Raw genomic sequence first — 19,315 nt, 5'->3', positions numbered from 1 at the left:
GCCTGCCTGAAGATCGCTTACAAATCCCTAACACAGGTTTTTTCCTGACCCGTGCGTCAGCGCGTAGACTTCGCCGTCCTTTGCAACTCTTTTACTGGACAGCCGCACGTGAACACCGCCACCGCCGCCCTCTCCCGCCCCGCCCGCGTCAACCGTGAGGTGCGCAGCCTGCTGACCCTGGCCCTGCCGATCATGATCGGCCAGCTCGCGACCACCGCCATGGGCTTCGTCGATGCGGTGATGGCCGGGCGTGTAAGCCCTCGGGACCTGGCGGCCGTGGCCCTGGGTAACTCGATCTGGATTCCGGTGTACCTGCTGATGACCGGCACCTTGCTGGCCACCACGCCGAAAGTCGCCCAACACTTCGGCGCCGGCCGCCACACCGAGATTGGCCCGTTGGTGCGCCAATCCTTGTGGCTGGCCGTGCTGGTCGGGCTCACCGCGCTGCTGATGCTGGTCAGCGCCGAGCCGATCCTGCATGCGATGAACGTCGACCCCGAGCTGATCAAACCCTGCATGGCCTACTTGCACGGCATCGCTTCCGGCATGCCCGCCATCGCTCTGTATTACGTGTTTCGCTGCTTCAGTGATGGCCTGGGCCGAACGCGGCCGAGCATGGTCATGGGCCTGTGCGGGCTGGCGCTGAATATTCCGCTGAACTACGTGTTCATCTATGGCCATTTCGGCGTGCCGGCCATGGGCGGCGTGGGCTGTGGCTGGGCCACGGCGATTGTGATGTGGGTGATGATGCTCGGCCTGGCCGCCTGGACCCGCTGGGCGCCGCCTTACCAGAGCAGCGAGTTGTTCAAGCGCTTCGACTGGCCAAAATGGTCGGTGATCAAGCGCGTGCTGAGCATCGGCCTGCCGATTGGCATCGCGGTATTTGCCGAATCCAGCATCTTTGCGGTGATCGCCCTGCTGATCGGCAGCCTGGGTGCCAACGTGGTGGCCGGCCACCAGATCGCGCTGAACTTCAGCTCGCTGGTATTCATGATCCCTTACTCGCTGAGCATGGCCGTGACCGTGCGTGTTGGCCAAGCCCTGGGCCGTGGCGAGCCGCGTGAAGCGCGCTTTGCCGCCGGGGTCGGCATGGGTACGGCACTGACCTACGCCTGCCTGTCGTGCAGCCTGATGCTACTGTTTCGCGAGCAGATTGCGACGATCTACACGCCGGACCCGCTGGTGATTCACGTGGCGTCGATGCTGATTGTGTTTGCCGCGCTGTTCCAGTTTTCCGACGCGATCCAGGTCACGGCCGCCGGCGCGTTGCGCGGCTACCAGGACACACGGGTGACCATGGTGCTGACCTTGTTTGCTTACTGGGGTGTGGGGCTGCCGGTGGGTTACGCCCTGGGGCTGACCGACTGGCTGGGCGCCGCCAGGGGCCCGAGTGGCTTGTGGCAGGGGCTGATCGTGGGCTTGAGCTGCGCCGCCGCGATGCTGGTGATCCGCCTGGCACGCAGCGCGCGCCGGCGGATTCGCCACGTTGCGGCGCTGGCTTAATCGACCTTCTTGCGAATCCAGTACAGGTACGTACCGGCCTGCTCCTGCTGATCCACCAGCTCGTGGTCCAGGAACACGCAAAACTTGGGAATATCGCGACGGGTCGACGGGTCGGTCGCGATGACCTTGAGCAAACCGCCGGGCGGCAGGTCGCGGATGTGTTGGTGCAGCATCATCACCGGTTCCGGGCAGTTGAGGCCGGTAGCGTCGAGCGTACCGTCGACAGGTAAATCAACACTCATAGTTCACTCCTGAAACTGGCCCGATCACTGTGGGAGCGGGCTTGCCCGCGATGACCGGGGCACATTCAACATAGACGTCTACTGTTATACCGCTATCGCAGGCAAGCCAGCTCCCACATTAGAACTCAGCGGGCCTTAGGTTTCTTCACATCCACCAGCCGACGCAAATGGCACGTCACTTCCTCACGGTCGTGGTACAGCTGCTTGCAGCCGATCTCAACACGAATGCCACGCGCCTTGAAGCCTTCTTCAATGCGCTCCAGCAGGCGTTTCACCTCGGCGTAACGCTGCTTCATCGGCAACTTCAGGTTCACCACTGCCTCACGGCAATAGCCCTCGCCGATCCAGGTTTCCAGCAGCGCCGCGTTACGCGCCGGCTTCTCGACGATATCGCAGACCATCCAATCCACCGGCTGCTTGGGCACGAAGGTGAAGCCGTCGGCCATCAAATGCTGCACAAGTCCCGTGTCCATGAGGCTTTCGGCCATCGGGCCGTTATCGATGGCGGTCACCAGCATGCCACGGTTGACCAATTGCCAGGTCCAGCCGCCGGGGGCTGCGCCGAGGTCAACGCCGGTCATGTCGCCGTGCAGGCGCTCGTCCCACTGGTCGCGGGGGATGAAGTGGTGCCAGGCCTCTTCCAGCTTCAAGGTCGAACGGCTAGGTGCGTCACGCGGGAACTTGAGGCGCGGGATGCCCATCGGCCACATCGCCGAGTTGTTCGACTCGGCCAGGCCCATGAACACTTCGCGACCGCTCTTGAAGGTCAGCAGCAGGCGCGGCTTGCTCGGGTCGTCAATCAGCTTGCCGGCATTCAACAAGGCTTTGCGCAGGTGCACTTCGAATTTCTTGCAGAAGTTCGACAGTTCCTTGCCGTCATTGGTGTCGACCATCTCCAGCCACAGGCTGCCGCACAGCGGGAAGCCTTGCAGGTGGGCGAGGATCACGCTGATGCGGTCGGTTTCCGGCAGGTCGATAAACACCCCGCGCGCCCACTGCCTTGGGAAGATCAGCTCGGCAAAGCGCTGGCCGTGCATCAGGCGCTGGGCGCCGTCTTCTTCGGTGCAGACAAATTCGGCGCAGGCGCTGCCGGTCTTGGTCTTGGCATAGCCGGAAACGTTCAGGCGCGCGGCGTGTTCCGCGATCTCGGAACAGACTTCGCCTTCAAAACCCGGGCGGCAGTGCATAAAAAGGGTGTTCATCAACTCTCCTGGTGACTCAACCGGCATTGCGCTATCGCACTACCTGTCATGAAAACGCGCGCATGATAGCCGAGTTCGGAACCTTGGACTTAACGATAGAGTCCAGTTATTAGCCTGCTAATGAAAACAGGGCTAAGTTGAACGCTCTGTTCGTCCCGTCAGGTCCGTAGCCGTGCGGACCATAAGGAGTCATGTAATGCCATCCCTTGATAGCCTGAGAACCCTTAAAACCCTGCAAATTGACGCCAAGACCTACCATTACTTCAGCTTGCCCGAAGCGGCCAAGAGCCTGGGTGACCTGGATAAGCTGCCGATGTCCCTAAAGGTGCTGCTGGAAAACCTGCTGCGCTGGGAAGACGCCAAGACCGTCACCGGCACCGACCTCAAGGCCATCGCCGCCTGGCTCAAAGAGCGCCGGTCCGACCGCGAGATTCAATACCGCCCAGCCCGGGTGCTGATGCAAGACTTTACCGGCGTACCTGCCGTGGTCGACCTGGCCGCCATGCGCGCCGCCGTGGCCAAGGCCGGTGGCGACCCGCAGCGCATCAACCCGTTGTCTCCCGTGGATTTGGTCATCGACCACTCGGTGATGGTCGACAAGTTCGGCACCAGCAGCGCCTTCGAGCAAAACGTCGACATCGAAATGCAGCGTAACGGCGAACGCTACGCCTTCCTGCGTTGGGGCCAAAGTGCCTTCGATAACTTCAGCGTGGTGCCGCCGGGCACCGGCATCTGCCACCAAGTCAACCTTGAATACCTCGGCCGCACCGTGTGGACCAAGGACGAAGACGGCCGCACCTATGCCTTCCCCGACACACTGGTGGGCACCGACTCGCACACCACCATGATCAACGGCCTGGGCGTACTCGGCTGGGGCGTGGGCGGGATCGAAGCTGAAGCAGCAATGCTTGGCCAGCCGGTGTCGATGCTGATTCCAGAAGTGATCGGCTTCAAGCTCACCGGCAAATTGAAAGAAGGCATTACCGCCACCGACCTGGTGCTGACGGTTACTCAGATGCTGCGTAAAAAAGGTGTGGTGGGTAAGTTCGTCGAGTTCTACGGCGACGGCTTGGCCGACCTGCCCCTGGCCGACCGTGCCACCATCGCCAACATGGCCCCGGAATACGGCGCCACCTGCGGCTTTTTCCCGGTGGACGACGTAACCCTGGACTACCTGCGCCTGTCCGGCCGCCCGGCAGAAACCGTCAAGCTGGTTGAGGCTTACACCAAGGCCCAGGGCCTGTGGCGCAACGCCGGTCAGGAGCCCGTGTTCACCGACACCCTGGCGCTGGACATGGGCAGCGTCGAAGCCAGCCTCGCCGGGCCGAAACGCCCGCAGGACCGGGTTTCGCTGCCGAATGTGGCCCAAGCCTTCAGCGACTTCCTCGACCTGCAATTCAAACCCACCAACAAAGAAGAAGGCCGCCTGGAAAGTGAAGGCGGTGGCGGTGTTGCCGTGGGCAATGCCGACTTGGTAGGCGAAACCGATTATGAATACGACGGCCGCACCTATCGCCTGAAAAACGGCGCGGTGGTGATTGCCGCGATCACGTCCTGTACCAACACCTCCAACCCGAGCGTGATGATGGCCGCAGGTCTGGTGGCGAAAAAAGCCGTGGAGAAAGGCCTGACCAGTAAACCCTGGGTGAAAACCTCGCTGGCGCCCGGTTCCAAAGTGGTCACCGACTACTACAAGGCGGCGGGCCTCACCCAATACCTCGATCAGCTTGGCTTCGATCTGGTGGGCTATGGCTGCACCACCTGCATCGGCAACTCCGGCCCACTGCCGGAGCCCATCGAAAAAGCCATCCAGAAAGCCGACCTCGCCGTGGCCTCGGTGCTGTCCGGCAACCGTAACTTCGAGGGCCGCGTTCACCCTCTGGTGAAAACCAACTGGCTGGCCTCGCCGCCCCTGGTGGTCGCCTATGCGTTGGCCGGCACCGTGCGTATCGACATCAGCAGCGAGCCGCTGGGCGAAGGCAAAGACGGCAAGCCGGTGTACCTGAAAGACATCTGGCCGAGCAGCCAGGAAATCGCCGACGCCGTGGCCCAAGTCAGCACCGGCATGTTCCACAAGGAATACGCTGCGGTATTCGCCGGTGACGAGCAGTGGCAAGCCATTGAAGTGCCGCAGGCCGCGACTTACGTGTGGCAGAAGGATTCCACCTACATTCAGCACCCACCGTTCTTTGACGACATTGCCGGGCCACTGCCGGTGATCAAAGACGTCAAAGGCGCCAACGTGTTGGCATTGCTCGGCGATTCGGTAACCACCGACCACATCTCCCCTGCCGGTAATATCAAGACCGACAGCCCCGCCGGCCGCTACCTGCGCGAGCAAGGCGTGGAGCCACGTGACTTCAACTCCTACGGTTCACGCCGGGGCAACCATGAAGTGATGATGCGCGGCACTTTTGCCAACATCCGTATCCGCAATGAAATGCTCGGCGGCGAAGAAGGCGGCAACACGCTGTACATCCCCACCGGCGAGAAAATGCCGATCTACGACGCGGCCATGCAATACCAGGCCTCGGGCACGCCATTGGTGGTGATCGCCGGCCAAGAGTACGGCACCGGTTCAAGCCGCGACTGGGCGGCCAAGGGCACCAACCTGCTGGGCGTCAAAGCGGTGATCGCCGAGAGTTTTGAGCGGATTCACCGCTCCAACCTAGTGGGCATGGGCGTGCTGCCATTGCAGTTCAAGCTGGACCAGAACCGCAAAGCGCTCAAGCTCACCGGCAAGGAGAAGATCGACATACTCGGGCTGACCGATGCCGACATCGAACCGCGGATGAGCCTGACACTGGTGATTACGCGCGAGGATGGCAGCAGCGAGAAGGTCGAGGTGCTGTGCCGGATTGATACCTTGAATGAAGTGGAATACTTCAAGGCGGGTGGGATTCTGCACTATGTACTGCGCCAGTTGATCGCCTCTTAAGGCGATCCTCAGATCGATGTAGATCAATATGGGAGCTGGCTTGCCTTAGATGGCGGTGGGTCAGCCTACCTCTGTGTAGCTGGCAGACCGCTATCACAGGCAAGCCAGCTCCCACAGTTTTGATCACATTCCAGGCATAAAAAAAGGCGCTGCATCTTTCGATACAGCGCCTTTTCTATGCCGCGTGGTTTAGCCGAACAACCACTTCCACAGCAGCACCAATACCACTACAGCCAGCACCGGCCGCGCAATGCGGTAGGCCTTGGGATGCTTGCGCTTCCACTGTTTGACCACACCACTGAACTTGTCGCTGAAGGTCTTGCTCCAGGCGTAGGCCTGGTTGATCCCACCCACGCGTTCGTCGTCGAGGTTCTGCGGGGCGGTTGCGCGGCCCAGTTGCTTGCTGACCCAGCGGTTGATGCGGGTCATCACGCGGTTGCTCAGCGGGCGTTCGATGTCGCAGAACAGGATTACGCGGGTCTGGTCGGTTTCGTTTTTCACCCAGTGCACGTAGGTTTCGTCGAACATCACGTCTTCACCGTCGCGCCAGGCATAGACCTGGCCGTCGACGAAGATGCGGCAGTCATCGGAGTTCGGCGTGGACAAGCCCAGGTGATAACGCAGGGAACCGGCAAACGGGTCACGGTGCGGGTTGAGGTGGCTACCGCCCGGCAACAGCGCGAACATCGCGCCCTTGACGTTGGGAATACTGCTGACCAAAGCCACGGTTTTCGGGCACAGCGCCTCGGCCGAGGGCAGCGGTTTGTCGTACCACTTGAGGTAGAAACGCTTCCAGCCCTTCTTGAAGAACGAACCGAAACCGGCGTCGTTGTTCTTTTCAGCGGCGCGGATGTAACCCTCGTCGAACAGGTGCATGGCCTCTTCGCGGATCACTTCCCAGTTGTCCTTGAGCACATCCAGCTCCGGGAACTTGCTGCGGTCCAGATACGGCTTGGACGGCACGGCCGAGAACAGGTACATCAGGGCGTTATACGGGGCGAACAGCGCCGAATGGTTGACGAACTGACGCAACATCGGCAAACGGGCCTTGCCACGCAAGTGCACATACAGCGTGCTGCCGATAAACAGCAGCAACACCGACAGTTTGGCGGCCAAAGAAAAGGTCATGCAGCAACTCCTGGAAATAAGCGCCTGGCCAGCAACCTCCCGTCAACGGGAAACCAGACGTAGCAGCCGGCCATGATAAACAGTTGAGCCATTATGCAGAAGGCCCAGGCCGACCGGCTGATATAAATCAACACCCTAGGGCCCTTGTGGCTTGCAGGTTTGTTGTGGCTAGCCGGGCTGTCGTGGCGAGCGGGCTTGCCACAACAAGCCCGCTCACTTCACGGAAGCTATCAAGCCTGGTTTTCCTGCTCGGTAAACAAATCACTGAACAGCATGCTCGACAGGTAGCGCTCACCGGAGTCCGGCAGGATCACCACGATGGTCTTGCCCTGCATGTCCGGTTTCTCGGCCAAACGTACCGCCACGGCCATGGCGGCGCCGCAGGAGATACCACACAGAATCCCTTCTTCCTGCATCAAACGCAGGGCCATGGCCTTGGATTCCTCATCGGTCACCAGTTCCACGCGGTCAACCATCGACAAATCGAGGTTCTTCGGCACAAACCCGGCGCCGATGCCTTGGATCTTGTGGGCGCTTGGCTTGATCTCCTCACCGGCCAGCGCCTGAGTGATCACCGGCGAGACGAACGGCTCCACCGCCACTGACAAAATCGGCTTGCCCCCGCAATGTTCTTGATATAGCGCGACACGCCGGTAATGGTGCCACCGGTGCCTACGCCGGCGACCAGCACGTCCACAGCGCCATCGGTGTCGTTCCAGATCTCCGGGCCGGTGGTTTTCTCGTGGATCGCCGGGTTGGCCGGGTTTTCGAACTGGCTCGGCATAAAGTAGGTGGCCGGGTCGCTGGCGACGATCTCAGCGGCTTTTGCGATGGCGCCTGGCATGCCCTTGGCCGGCTCAGTCAACACCAGCTCGGCGCCAAGGGCCTTGAGCACTTTACGCCGCTCGATGCTCATGGACGCCGGCATGGTCAGCAGCAGCTTATAGCCACGGGCCGCCGCGACAAACGCCAGGCCGATACCGGTGTTGCCGGAGGTCGGTTCTACGATGGTCATGCCCGGCTTGAGCTTACCGGTGCTTTCAGCGTCCCAGATCATGTTTGCGCCAATGCGGCACTTCACCGAATAACCCGGGTTACGCCCCTCGATCTTGGCCAGGATGGTCACGCCACGCGGAGCGATGCGGTTGATCTGAACCAGGGGCGTGTTACCGATGGAGTGCGCGTTGTCTGCAAAGATACGGCTCATGACGGTCCTTAAAGCAATTTCAGGAAGGCCCCAAGGGTATGCCTCAGGGTGGGAGGCGTCCAGTCAGAGGAACGTTGCGCCCGTGCGCGCGGTCCATCGCCTATAACGTTGGAGAACCTGATATGAAACGTCGTTACAGTGGGCTGCTATGGATCGTCGCCGTACTGGTGGTAGTGCTGATCGCCCTGGACCTCGCCCTACCCTACCTGGTGCGCAACTACCTCAACGACAAACTCGCCGACATGGGCGATTACCGTGGCCAAGTCACTGACGTGGACGTGGCGTTGTGGCGCGGCGCGTACAAGATCAATGGCCTGCAGATCGTTAAAGTCGACGGCAAAGTGCCGGTTCCGTTCGTGAAAGCGCCGGTGATCGACTTGTCTGTGAGCTGGCATTCGCTGTGGTACGACCATGCCGTGGTTGCCGAGGTGCAGTTCATCAAGCCGGAGCTGAACTTCGTCGACGGTGGCAACCAACAGGCGTCCCAGACCGGTAAAGGCACCGACTGGCGCGAACAGCTGGGCAAGCTGTTGCCGATTACCCTGAACGAAGTGCGCATCGAAGACGCCAAGATCGCCTTCCACAACTTCAACGCCAAGCCGCCGGTGAATATCAACGCCACCTCGGTCAACGCCAGCTTTTACAACTTGACCAATGTGGTCGACATCAAAGGCAAGCGCGACGCCAGCTTCGAAGGCAAAGCCCTGCTGCAAGGCCAGGCGCCGCTGGAAGCCAATGCCACCTTTGACCCGCTGAGCAACTTTGAAGACTTCGAATTTCGCTTTCGCGCCAAGGACTTGCAACTCAAGCGCATGAATGACTTCGCCTCGGCGTACGGCAAATTCGACTTCAAGGCCGGCACCGGCGATGTGGTGATCGAAGCCCAGGCCGAAAAAGGCCAACTGAGCGGCTATATCAAGCCCCTGCTGCGCGACGTAGAGGTGTTCGACTGGAAACAGGATGTCGAAAACAAAGACAAAAACATCTTCCGCTCGATCTGGGAGGCCGTGGTCGGCGCCAGCGAGACCGTCTTAAAGAACCAGAACAAAAACCAGTTTGCCACCCGCGTCGAACTCAGCGGCAGCGTGCACCAGCAAAATGTCAGCGCGTTCTCTGCGTTTTTGGCGATTTTGCGCAATGGATTCATCCAGGCGTTCAATGCACGCTATGAACAGCCCAAACCTAGCGCTAATTAAATGTGGGAGCGGGCTTGTGTGGGAGCGGGCTTGCTTGCGATAGCATCAACTCGGTGTAACAGATAACCCGAGTTGCCTGCATCGCGGGCAAGCCCGCTCCCACACAAGCCCGCTCCCGCATGTGGACTGTGATGTGACCGGCCATTCAGAGACTGAATAACCCGTCTGCGTTCACAGTCGCCGGGGCCGCGCGGTATAGTCGGGGCATTGATGAATTCGAGGAATGACCGATGAAGTTCGAAGGCACCCAGGCCTATGTGGCTACCGATGACCTGAAACTGGCCGTCAACGCCGCCATCACCCTGGAGCGGCCGTTGCTGGTCAAGGGCGAGCCCGGCACCGGCAAGACCATGCTTGCTGAGCAACTGGCCGAATCCTTCGGCGCCAGGCTGATCACCTGGCACATCAAGTCCACCACCAAGGCGCATCAGGGCCTCTACGAGTACGACGCGGTCAGCCGTCTGCGCGACTCGCAGTTGGGCGTGGACAAGGTGCACGACGTGCGCAACTACCTGAAAAAGGGCAAGCTCTGGGAAGCCTTCGAGTCCGAGGAACGGGTAATTCTGCTGATCGATGAAATCGACAAGGCCGACATCGAGTTCCCTAACGACCTGCTGCAAGAACTCGACAAGATGGAGTTCTACGTCTACGAAATCGACGAGACTATCAAAGCCAAGAAACGCCCGATCATCATCATTACCTCTAACAACGAAAAAGAGCTGCCGGACGCGTTCCTGCGCCGCTGCTTCTTCCACTACATCGCTTTCCCCGACCGCACTACCCTGCAAAAGATCGTCGATGTGCACTACCCAGACATCAAGAAAGACCTGGTCAGCGAAGCGCTGGACGTGTTCTTCGACGTACGCAAAGTGCCGGGCCTGAAGAAAAAGCCCTCCACTTCCGAACTGGTCGACTGGCTCAAGTTGCTGATGGCCGACAACATTGGCGAAGCCGTGCTGCGCGAACGTGACCCGACCAAGGCCATCCCACCGCTGGCCGGTGCGCTGGTGAAGAACGAGCAAGACGTACAATTGCTGGAACGTCTGGCATTCATGAGCCGTCGCGGTAATCGATAATGTTGCTCAACCTGTTCAATGAAATGCGTGCCGCCAAGGTGCCGGTGTCGGTGCGCGAGCTGCTCGACCTGATCAACGCGCTGAAACAGCGTGTGGTCTTCGCCGACATGGACGAGTTTTACTACTTGGCCCGGGCGATCCTGGTCAAGGACGAGCGGCATTTCGACAAGTTCGACCGTGCGTTCGGCGCCTATTTCAACGGCCTGGAAAAGCTCGACGACCACTTGCAGGCGCTGATCCCCGAAGACTGGCTGCGCAAGGAGTTCGAGCGCTCACTGAGCGATGAAGAGCGCGCGCAAATCCAGTCCCTCGGCGGCCTGGACAAGTTGATCGAAGAATTCAAAAAACGCCTGGAAGAACAGAAAGAACGTCACGCCGGCGGTAACAAATGGATCGGCACCGGCGGCACCAGCCCATTCGGCTCCGGCGGCTACAACCCGGAAGGCATTCGCGTGGGTGACGCTGGCAAGCGCCAGGGCAAGGCGGTGAAAGTCTGGGACCAGCGCGAGTACAAGAACCTCGACGATCAGGTGGAACTGGGCACGCGCAACATCAAAATCGCCCTGCGCCGCCTGCGCAAATTCGCGCGCCAGGGTGCGGCCGAAGAGCTCGACATCGACGGCACCATCGACCACACCGCCCGCGATGCCGGGCTGCTGAATATCCAGATGCGTCCGGAGCGGCGTAACACCATCAAGCTGCTGTTGCTGTTCGACATCGGCGGCTCGATGGATGCGCATGTGAAGATCTGCGAAGAGCTGTTCTCCGCGTGCAAGACCGAGTTCAAGCACCTGGAGTACTTCTACTTCCACAACTTCGTGTACGAGTCGGTGTGGAAGAACAACGGGCGCCGCACCTCGGAGCGCACCTCTACCCAGGATTTGCTGCACAAGTACGGCGCCGATTACAAAGTGATCTTTATCGGCGATGCGTCGATGGCGCCGTATGAAATCACCCAGGCCGGCGGCAGCGTCGAGCACTGGAATGAAGAGCCTGGGTATGTGTGGATGCAGCGCTTCATGGCCAAGTACAAGAAGCTGATCTGGATTAACCCGTACCCGAAGGACACTTGGGGGTATACGGCGTCGACGGGAATTGTGCGGGAGTTGGTGGAAGATCAGATGTATCCGCTGACCCTTCGGGGCTTGGAAGAAGGGATGCGCTTTCTCTCCAAATAGGCGGTGAAGCTACCGACGCTATCGCAGCGATGCGGCGACCCGACAAGCCAGCTCCCACAGGTGAGTGCATTTCACCTTGGAATACATTCCCCTGTGGGAGCTGGCTTGCCTGCGATGCTTTTATCGATTCAAAAAGCGCTGCAAAAAGTCGATGTGCTGCCGATGCGCCGTCTCCTGCACCACTGGCGCCAGCTTGACCTTCTCCCCCGGCAAACACTGCGCCAGCCGCGCCAGCGCCAATAGCGTCAACGCGCCTAACCGCGGATAGCCACCAATCGTCTGCCGATCATTGAGCAACACAATCGGCTGCCCATCCGGCGGCACCTGGATCGCCCCCAGCGGAATGCCCTCAGAGATCAACGACGGCCCCTGATACTGCAACGGCGTGCCCAACAAACGCATGCCCATGCGATCCGCACGGCTGTCCAGAGCCCATTCGGTGTTGAACGCATCGAACAAACTCTGCCCGCTGAACTGCCCGATCTGCGCGCCGACAATCACCTCCAGCGGCGCCTTGGCGGGCAAACCAGGCACACTCAATACCTTCATCGCACCGCCCGTGCCGGAATAGGCCAAGCGCCCGCCTTCGGCCAACGCCTTGCCGAAACCGTCCACCCCGCCCAATTCTTCACGAACCACCGTGGCGCAACTGCCGAGCACATCCGGCGCATCAAACCCACCCGGCGCCGCCAGGTAAGCCCGCGCGCCACTGAACGGCTGGGTGAAGCGCAGGCGCTGGCCCTTTTGCAGGATAAAACTGCGCCCCGGGCTGATCGCGCGCTCGTCGATGTACGCGCCCAAATCCGCCCCGGCCAATGCCAGCAGGCAATAATCCTCAGCCTGCAGGGTGAACCCGCCCAAGGTAATTTCCACCACCGGCGCATCCAGCGCATTGCCCAGCAGCCAGTTGGCCCACGACATCGACACCCAGTCCAGCGCGCCGCCCTGGGTCACGCCCAGGTGGCGCACGCCAAAGCGACCGGCGTCCTGCAACAGGCACAGCGGCGTGCTGGCCTCGATTAACAAGCGGCTCATGCCTGCGCCTCCAACGGCGTGTCATCGCCACCCAGGTGGATAAATTCGGCGTGGCCAACCGCCTCAAAACGCACAGTGTCGCCGGGTTGCATCAGGCTGTAGCCGTCGCGCTCGCGGTCGAACAGTTTCGCCGGGGTGCGGCCGATCAAGTTCCAGCCGCCCGGGGAAACCACCGGGTACGCTGCGGTTTGCCGTTCGGCGATGCCGACGCTGCCAGCCGCCACGCGTTTGCGCGGGGTATTCAGGCGTGGCGTGGCGAGGCTTTCATCCACCAGCCCCATAAAGGCAAAACCGGGCGCGAAGCCGAGGGCGAACACTTGGTATTCGTGGGCGCTGTGGCGACGGATCACTTCGTCTACCGTAAGGCCACTGCGCTGGCTGAGCAAGGTCAGTTCCGGGCCGACACTCAGGTCGTACCACACCGGCAACACGTGACACTGGCCGCTGCCCTGGGCCTGGGGTTGTAGGTCGGTCAGCGCCAGGTCGATCAACTCCCGTGCCTGGGCCGGGCTCAAGGCGCTGAGATCGTAATGCACCATCAGCGTGGTGTAGGACGGCACCAGATCCACCAACGCCGCGCCGAAACCCTCGCGCAGCCGTTGAGTGGCGGCGAGCATCCACGGCATGTTGGCTTCGGCAATTGCATCAAACAGACGCACCATCAGGCAGTCGATCGCTACCACTTCAATGCGTGGCTTCATGCTGGCTTCAACGCCTCGCGGATGCGCTTCACAGCGGCAACCGAACTGGCGTTATCGCCATGCACACACAGGGTGTTGGCTTGCAAAACCAAGGCGCTGCCGTCGCTGGCGGTCAAGGCTTCGCCACGGGAAAGGGTCAGGGCCTGCTGCACGATGGTTTCAGCGTCATGGTGGACGGCGCCGGGCAACTGGCGCGAGACCAGGTGCCCTTTGTGGTCGTAGGCACGGTCGGCGAAGGCTTCGAACCACAGGGTCACGCCGTATTCATCGCCCAGGGCCTGGGCCGCGCTGTTGTCGCGGGTAGCCAGCAGCATCAGCGGCAGGTCGCCATAAGCGGCTACGGCCTGGATCACTGCGCGCAATTGCGTGGGGTTGGCCATCATGTCGTTGTACATCGCGCCATGGGGTTTGACGTAGCTGACCCGCGCGCCTTGCGCGCGGCAAATACCGTCGAGGGCGCCGATCTGGTAGTGCAACAGGTCCTGGATTTCCTGCGGCGTGTAGGCCATGGAGCGGCGGCCGAAGCCTTGCAGGTCCTGGTACGCCGGGTGCGCACCCACTTGCACGCCGTGCTTGAGCGCCAGGCTGACGGTCTTGCGCATGATGCTCGGGTCGCCGGCATGGAAGCCGCAGGCCACGTTGGCGCAATCAATAAACGGCATGACCTCGGCGTCCAGCCCCATGGTCCAGTTGCCAAAGCTTTCGCCGATGTCGCAATTCAATAGCAAGCGGCTCACGGTCAGTGCTCCTGTCGGTTTTGTATTTTTTGTAGTGTGGGATTTTTTACGCAGAACTCGCAACTTGTCCTGACACCCAACGACGCTTATCGTGGAATAGCTCGATTTTTGGCGCTGGCACGGTGCGGCGTCCAACTAATAAAAACCGATCCATGCATAAGAAAAGTTGATCCCATGAATTTGAAGTTCCTCGAAACCTTCGTCTGGGTGGCCAAACTCAAGAGCTTTCGCCTGACCGCCGAGAAGCTGTTCACCACCCAGGCCTCGATCTCCAGCCGCATTGCCGTGCTCGAAAGCGAGTTGGGCGTGAAGCTGTTTCTGCGCGATTCGCGCGGCGTGAGCCTGACCCCGGAAGGCTTGAAGGTGCTCGATTACGCCGAGCAGATGATGGTGACCATGCAGGGTTTGAAGCAGTCCCTGGAAACCACCAGCAGCAAGGTCGGGCGGATTCGCATCGGCGCGATGGACACCGTGATTCACACCTGGCTCAGCCCATTGGTGGCCGAATTGATGGACCATTTCCCGCGGGTGGAGATCGAATTAGTCGCCGATACCGCGCTGAACCTCAGCGATCAGCTGCAAAAAGGCTTTCTCGATTTAATTCTGCAAACCGACCTGCTGCGCCTGGAAACCGTGCGCAGCCTGGAACTGGCCAGCCACCCGATGGCCTGGATCGTCGCCAGCCACTCCCTCTACAACCGCGACTACGCCTCCCTCGCCGAACTGGCCCAGGAGCGCATCATCACCTACTCGAAAAACTCCCACCCGCACCAGGACGTGCTGAGCCTGATGCAAGCCAACGGCGTGGCCGCGCCGCGCATGAACTGTGTGAATTCAGTGTCGGCGATTACCCGCCTGCTGCGTGATGGCTTCGGTATTGGCGCGCTGCCACCGGTGCTGGTCAGCGAAGAATTGGCACGCGGGGAATTGGTGATGCTGCCGATGGCGCAGAAACTGCCGAATTTACAGGTGGTGGTGTCGTGGCGGGTGGGCGTGGAGCTGGTGGAGGAGATTGTCGGGCTGTGCCAGAAGGTGGTGGCCAGGTATGCCGAGGAAGTCGGCGAAGAGCACATGCTACTGGCCAAACCGGATTAAAACTGTGGGAGCTGGCTTGCCTGCTCCCACATTGACCGAGTTGGTTTTTAGAGACCTTTGAGGTCTCGTTCTTCAATCGGCCGGCTCTGGCGCAGGCGCTTGCCGCCCAACACCACCCAGTCGATCAACCGGAACAGGCATTCAATGCCGAACGACAACAGCATCGCCCCGCCCAAGCCCCAGCCCATGGCCTCCGGCGTCAGCAGGATCTGGTAGCTATAGCCGTTCCAGGTTTCCTGGCGAATATCCGGGTCCGCCGCCACCGCCACTTGCAGCACGCGGATGTACCACGGGCCTTGCATGGCCTGAAATTGCTTATCCAATGCCACCTGGCGATCAAGCATGGCGCCCAGGCTGTTGGCGTCGCTCTGGAACACCGGGTCATCACTGGCACGGTAATGCGCCACCAACGCCTTCAAGTCACCATTGAAAAACTGGCGTGCCGTGGTTTCAAACCCGCTGAGGCCGGTCTGGGCCTCGATCAGGTGGGCCTCGACGCGCTTGGCGTAATCGTTGATGAAACCCGGCACCTGCACACCGACCAACAAGCCAATGGCAAACAGCACCAACCGCAAATAACTGAGCAGCATGGTCGATATCCTTACTCGGTAATGCCCTGGCTGACGCATTCACCGCGTCGCCACAGGCTCCATTGGCCCGGTTCGTAGCGGGTCCAGTTTTCATTGTCGGTCAGCGGCTCGGTGGCGATCACCGTGACCACATCATTTGGCGTGGTTTCGGCCTGAAAATCGACGATCACGTCGACATCCTTCAAGCGTGCCGGGCCAAACGGTGCGCGCCGGGTAATCTGTGCCAGTTTGGTCGAGCAGTAGCAAAACAGCCAATCGCCGTCGCTGAGCAGGCAGTTGAATACACCTTTGCTGCGGTATTCGGCGCAGGCGGCGATCAAGTCAGGCAGCACTTGTTCGATCTCCACCGGCTCCGGGAAAGCTTCGCGCACCCGGTTGAGCAGGTCACAGAACGCCGCCTCGCTGTCGGTATCGCCCACTGGCCGATAAAACGTGGCGCGCGGGTTGAAGTCCGCCAGTTGGCCGTTGTGCGCAAAACACCAGTTGCGGCCCCACAGTTCGCGCACGAACGGGTGGGTGTTGGCCAGGCTCACCTTGCCCACATTGGCCTGGCGGATATGGCCAATCACCACTTCGCTTTTGATGGGGTAACGCTGCACCAGCAGCGCGACTTCCGACTCGCAGCTGGCAGCCGGGTCCTGGAACAGGCGCAAGCCACGGCCTTCGTAGAAGGCGATGCCCCAGCCGTCGCGGTGGGGGCCGGTACGCCCGCCCCGCTGCATCAGCCCGGTAAAGCTGAACACGATGTCGGTGGGGACGTTGGCACTCATGCCCAATAATTCACACATGCCAGGGCTCTCGCTGCAGGGCAGACAACGTTAAAGGCGCGGTTCGACCCGCATACTGCTGGCAGGCGCCGGGCGCCGGAACGGCTCGTCGTCTTCGTCCACGGGCTCGGCAGCCAAGGCTGCGTCGGTAGCCGCCTTGCGCTCGCGGCGGGCGTTGGCGGCGCGTTCGATGGGCCAGCGGATCAACACAAACACGATGTACACGCCCAGCGCGATCATCGTGTACATGAACAGATCGGAAATGGCCCGCCAGGCGTTATTGCCGACATGCAGCACCAGGTCCAGGGCGGTAATCGCCACGGCCGGCGCAAACTGGGTCTTGACCGGGTCGACAATGGTCGGGCTGAGCAGCAGCACCGCCATCAGCAACTGCAGCGGCTCGCGCAGCCAGCGCCAGATCCAGCGGGTCATGCGCCACCACACCAACAGGCAGCCCAAAGCGGCGAAGGCGTAGAGGCCCCAAGCGGTCAGATAGTCGTTCTCGGTCATGGTGTCCATGGCAAGGTAGGCAAACAGGCGGCTATGATAACGGCTTTTGCGTGTCGCGGCTGCAATGCCTGCCACCATCCGCCAGACAGAGAGTGATCCATGCCTTCACCGACCCACATCACTGCCGCCCCGATTGCCCGCAAGGCCGAAGGCCAGGACCCGTACGCCTGGCTGCAAGCGCGTGACACGCCTGAAGTGCTTGATTACCTCAACGCCGAAAACGCCTGGCAGGAAGCCCAGCTCGCCGACCAGCAGGCACTGCGCGAAAGCCTGTTCGAAGAGATCAAGGGCCGCATGCTCGAAACCGACCTGTCGCTGCCCTCGCCGTGGGGACCGTACCTGTATTACACCCGCACCACCGCCGGTGATGAATACGCCCGTCATTACCGCTGCCGCCGCCCGGCAGATGACAGCAACGTGGTGGACGACAGCAGCGAAGAACTGCTGCTCGACCCCAACGTGCTGGCCAATGGCGGCTTTTTCTCCCTGGGCACGTTCAGCATCAGCCCCGACCACCAGCGCCTGGCCTACAGCCTCGACACCAGCGGTGAAGAGATTTACACCCTGTACGTGAAGGAATTGGCCAACGGCAAGGTCAGCGAACTGGAGTTCCAGGACTGCGACGGCAGCATGACCTGGGCCAATGACAGCCTGACCCTGTTTTTCGGCGAGCTGGACGACACCCATCGCCCGCACAAGCTCTACCGCTACCGCCTGGACGGCACGGCGGCGCAGGAAGTGTTCCATGAGCCCGACGGGCGTTTCTTCTTGCATTGCTACCGCTCCAGCTCCGAACGCCAGTTGCTGCTGGCCCTGGGCAGCAAGACCACCAGCGAAATTTGGGCGCTGGACGCCGACCTGCCACACCTGGACTTCACCTGCCTGGCACCGCGGGTCGAGGACCATGAATACGATGTCGACCACGGCCAACTGAATGGCGCGTGGACTTGGTTCATCCGTAGCAACCGTGATGGCATCAACTACGCACTGTTTGTGGCTACCGACATTGGCGACGTGCCGACCGAGGATGAGTGGCAGAACCTGATCCCCCACAGCGATGAGGTGATGCTCGACGGCGTCAGCCTGAACGCCAGTGCCATGACGTTGAGCTTGCGCATCGGAGGCCTGCCGGTGATCGAAGTGCATCCCCAAGGCTTGCCGGCCTATCGCGTGGAATTACCCGACGCCGCCTACAGCCTTTACGTACAAAACAGTCTGGAATTTGCGAGCAACAAGATCCGCCTGCGCTATGAAGCCCTGAACCGTCCGGCGCAGGTGCGCCAGCTTGAATTGGCGAGCGGCGCGCAAGTGGTGCTTAAGGAAACCCCGGTACTCGGTGTGTTCAATGCCGACGATTACGTCAGCCAGCGGCTGTGGGCCACGTCTGCCGATGGCACCCAGGTGCCGATCAGCTTGGTGGTCAAGCGCGACCAGCTCGGCAAGCCTGTGCCTCTGTACCTGTATGGCTACGGCGCTTACGGCCAAAGCCTCGACCCGTGGTTCTCGCATGCACGCCTAAGCCTGCTGGACCGCGGCGTGGCGTTTGCCATCGCGCATGTACGCGGCGGCGGCGAACTGGGTGAAGCCTGGTACCGCAACGGCAAGCAGGAACACAAACAGAACACCTTCAGCGACTTCATCGCCTGCGCCGAGCACTTGATCGCCGAGGGCCTGACCACCTCAAAACAACTGGCCATCAGCGGCGGCAGTGCCGGCGGCCTGTTGATCGGCGCGGTGCTCAATCAACGCCCGGACTTGTTCCAAGCGGCGATTGCCGAAGTGCCGTTCGTCGATGTACTCAACACCATGCTCGACCCCGAGCTGCCGCTGACCATCACCGAGTACGACGAGTGGGGCAACCCTGAAGAGCCTGAAGTGTATGAACGCATCAAGGCCTACGCGCCGTATGAGAATGTCAGCGCCCAGGCCTACCCCGCCACGTTGGTGATCGCCGGTTACAACGACAGCCGTGTGCAGTACTGGGAAGCGGCCAAGTGGGTGGCCAAGCTGCGTGACACCAAGACGGACGACAACCTGCTGTTGCTCAAGACCGAATTGGGCGCTGGCCACGGCGGGATGAGCGGTCGTTACCAGGGATTACGTGACGTAGCGCTCGAATATGCATTTGTGTTCAAGGCGCTAGGGCTGGTTTAAGGAACTTAGTGTGGCGGCCCTGTCTGAACACACAGACCGCCTACTTGATTGATGGA

16 protein-coding genes and 1 pseudogene are annotated in these 19,315 nt (G+C 60.9%); 7 read left to right on the top strand and 10 right to left on the bottom strand.

Annotated elements, in window-relative coordinates; genetic code table 11:
- The first annotated feature begins 108 nt into the window (after nt 1-108).
- On the top strand, nt 109-1,503 hold the full coding sequence (locus KZH41_RS09290; protein ID WP_263274719.1) for an MATE family efflux transporter: 1,395 nt from the start codon (nt 109-111) through the stop codon (nt 1,501-1,503).
- Here the strand turns inward: KZH41_RS09290 and tusA are convergent.
- Nucleotides 1,500-1,745 (bottom strand): sulfurtransferase TusA, encoded by a 246-nt coding sequence (tusA, locus tag KZH41_RS09285; protein WP_094951171.1) that lies wholly within the window; start codon nt 1,743-1,745, stop codon nt 1,500-1,502. The genes KZH41_RS09290 and tusA overlap by 4 nt on opposite strands.
- Before the next feature lie 125 nt (nt 1,746-1,870).
- Complete coding sequence (gene rlmM, locus KZH41_RS09280; RefSeq protein ID WP_094951172.1) at nt 1,871-2,947, bottom strand: 23S rRNA (cytidine(2498)-2'-O)-methyltransferase RlmM; 1,077 nt, start codon at nt 2,945-2,947, stop codon at nt 1,871-1,873.
- 196 nt (nt 2,948-3,143) lie between these two features.
- Between rlmM and acnA the strand changes: the two genes are divergently transcribed.
- On the top strand, nt 3,144-5,885 hold the full coding sequence (gene acnA, locus KZH41_RS09275) for an aconitate hydratase AcnA (protein WP_263274718.1): 2,742 nt from the start codon (nt 3,144-3,146) through the stop codon (nt 5,883-5,885).
- A 189-nt stretch (nt 5,886-6,074) separates the two neighbouring features.
- Here acnA and KZH41_RS09270 read toward each other — a convergent pair whose 3' ends face one another.
- Nucleotides 6,075-7,013 carry an aspartyl/asparaginyl beta-hydroxylase domain-containing protein gene (locus KZH41_RS09270; RefSeq protein ID WP_094951174.1) on the bottom strand — a complete coding sequence of 313 codons (939 nt, stop codon included), beginning with the start codon at nt 7,011-7,013 and terminating at the stop codon, nt 6,075-6,077.
- A 230-nt stretch (nt 7,014-7,243) separates the two neighbouring features.
- Nucleotides 7,244-8,220: pseudogene (gene cysK / locus KZH41_RS09265) on the bottom strand (cysteine synthase A).
- Nucleotides 8,221-8,342: 122 nt separating this feature from the next.
- Between cysK and KZH41_RS09260 the strand changes: the two are divergent.
- The 3 genes from KZH41_RS09260 to KZH41_RS09250 all read left to right on the top strand — a co-directional run bounded on the left by KZH41_RS09260 (nt 8,343) and on the right by KZH41_RS09250 (nt 11,670).
- Nucleotides 8,343-9,416, top strand: a complete 1,074-nt coding sequence (locus tag KZH41_RS09260) for a DUF748 domain-containing protein (RefSeq protein WP_263274717.1) — start codon at nt 8,343-8,345, stop codon at nt 9,414-9,416.
- Between the two features lie 230 nt (nt 9,417-9,646).
- Nucleotides 9,647-10,492, top strand: a complete 846-nt coding sequence (locus KZH41_RS09255) for an AAA family ATPase (RefSeq protein WP_003189627.1) — start codon at nt 9,647-9,649, stop codon at nt 10,490-10,492.
- Nucleotides 10,492-11,670: a vWA domain-containing protein gene (locus KZH41_RS09250; protein WP_094951177.1), complete on the top strand. Its 1,179-nt coding sequence runs from the start codon at nt 10,492-10,494 to the stop codon at nt 11,668-11,670. The genes KZH41_RS09255 and KZH41_RS09250 overlap by 1 nt, the downstream gene beginning before the upstream one ends.
- A gap of 120 nt (nt 11,671-11,790) precedes the next feature.
- On the opposite strand, the gene KZH41_RS09245 is transcribed toward KZH41_RS09250, so the two are convergent.
- The 3 genes from KZH41_RS09245 to KZH41_RS09235 are packed head-to-tail and all read right to left on the bottom strand — an operon-like array spanning nt 11,791 to nt 14,143.
- Entirely contained in the window at nt 11,791-12,705 is a 915-nt protein-coding gene (locus tag KZH41_RS09245; RefSeq protein ID WP_094951178.1) for a biotin-dependent carboxyltransferase family protein, read from the bottom strand.
- Nucleotides 12,702-13,406, bottom strand: a complete 705-nt coding sequence (pxpB, locus tag KZH41_RS09240) for a 5-oxoprolinase subunit PxpB (RefSeq protein ID WP_094951179.1) — start codon at nt 13,404-13,406, stop codon at nt 12,702-12,704. Before pxpB ends, KZH41_RS09245 begins: the two co-directional genes overlap by 4 nt.
- Nucleotides 13,403-14,143 (bottom strand): 5-oxoprolinase subunit PxpA, encoded by a 741-nt coding sequence (locus KZH41_RS09235; RefSeq protein ID WP_094951180.1) that lies wholly within the window; start codon nt 14,141-14,143, stop codon nt 13,403-13,405. The genes pxpB and KZH41_RS09235 overlap by 4 nt, the downstream gene beginning before the upstream one ends.
- Before the next feature lie 174 nt (nt 14,144-14,317).
- On the opposite strand from KZH41_RS09235, the gene KZH41_RS09230 reads away from it, so the two are divergent.
- Nucleotides 14,318-15,238, top strand: coding sequence for a LysR family transcriptional regulator (locus KZH41_RS09230; protein WP_242154966.1), 921 nt, complete (start codon nt 14,318-14,320; stop codon nt 15,236-15,238).
- Nucleotides 15,239-15,285: 47 nt separating this feature from the next.
- On the opposite strand, the gene KZH41_RS09225 is transcribed toward KZH41_RS09230, so the two are convergent.
- The 3 genes from KZH41_RS09225 to KZH41_RS09215 are packed head-to-tail and all read right to left on the bottom strand — an operon-like array spanning nt 15,286 to nt 17,183.
- The gene (locus KZH41_RS09225; RefSeq protein ID WP_094951182.1) at nt 15,286-15,828 is read right to left on the bottom strand and encodes a DUF2937 family protein; all 543 of its coding nucleotides are present in this window, start codon (nt 15,826-15,828) and stop codon (nt 15,286-15,288) included.
- An 11-nt stretch (nt 15,829-15,839) separates the two neighbouring features.
- On the bottom strand, nt 15,840-16,616 hold the full coding sequence (locus tag KZH41_RS09220) for a class II glutamine amidotransferase (protein ID WP_094951183.1): 777 nt from the start codon (nt 16,614-16,616) through the stop codon (nt 15,840-15,842).
- Between the two features lie 30 nt (nt 16,617-16,646).
- Entirely contained in the window at nt 16,647-17,183 is a 537-nt protein-coding gene (locus KZH41_RS09215) for an MFS transporter (RefSeq protein WP_094951184.1), read from the bottom strand.
- Between the two features lie 21 nt (nt 17,184-17,204).
- Between KZH41_RS09215 and KZH41_RS09210 the strand changes: the two genes are divergently transcribed.
- Nucleotides 17,205-19,259, top strand: coding sequence for a S9 family peptidase (locus KZH41_RS09210; RefSeq protein ID WP_242154964.1), 2,055 nt, complete (start codon nt 17,205-17,207; stop codon nt 19,257-19,259).
- Nucleotides 19,260-19,315 lie beyond the last annotated feature (56 nt).

This window comes from Pseudomonas sp. YeP6b, assembly GCF_025642995.1.
GTDB lineage: Bacteria > Pseudomonadota > Gammaproteobacteria > Pseudomonadales > Pseudomonadaceae > Aquipseudomonas.
The sequence above is the reverse complement of the archived record's forward strand: the minus strand, read 5'-3'. Positions and strand labels throughout refer to the sequence as shown.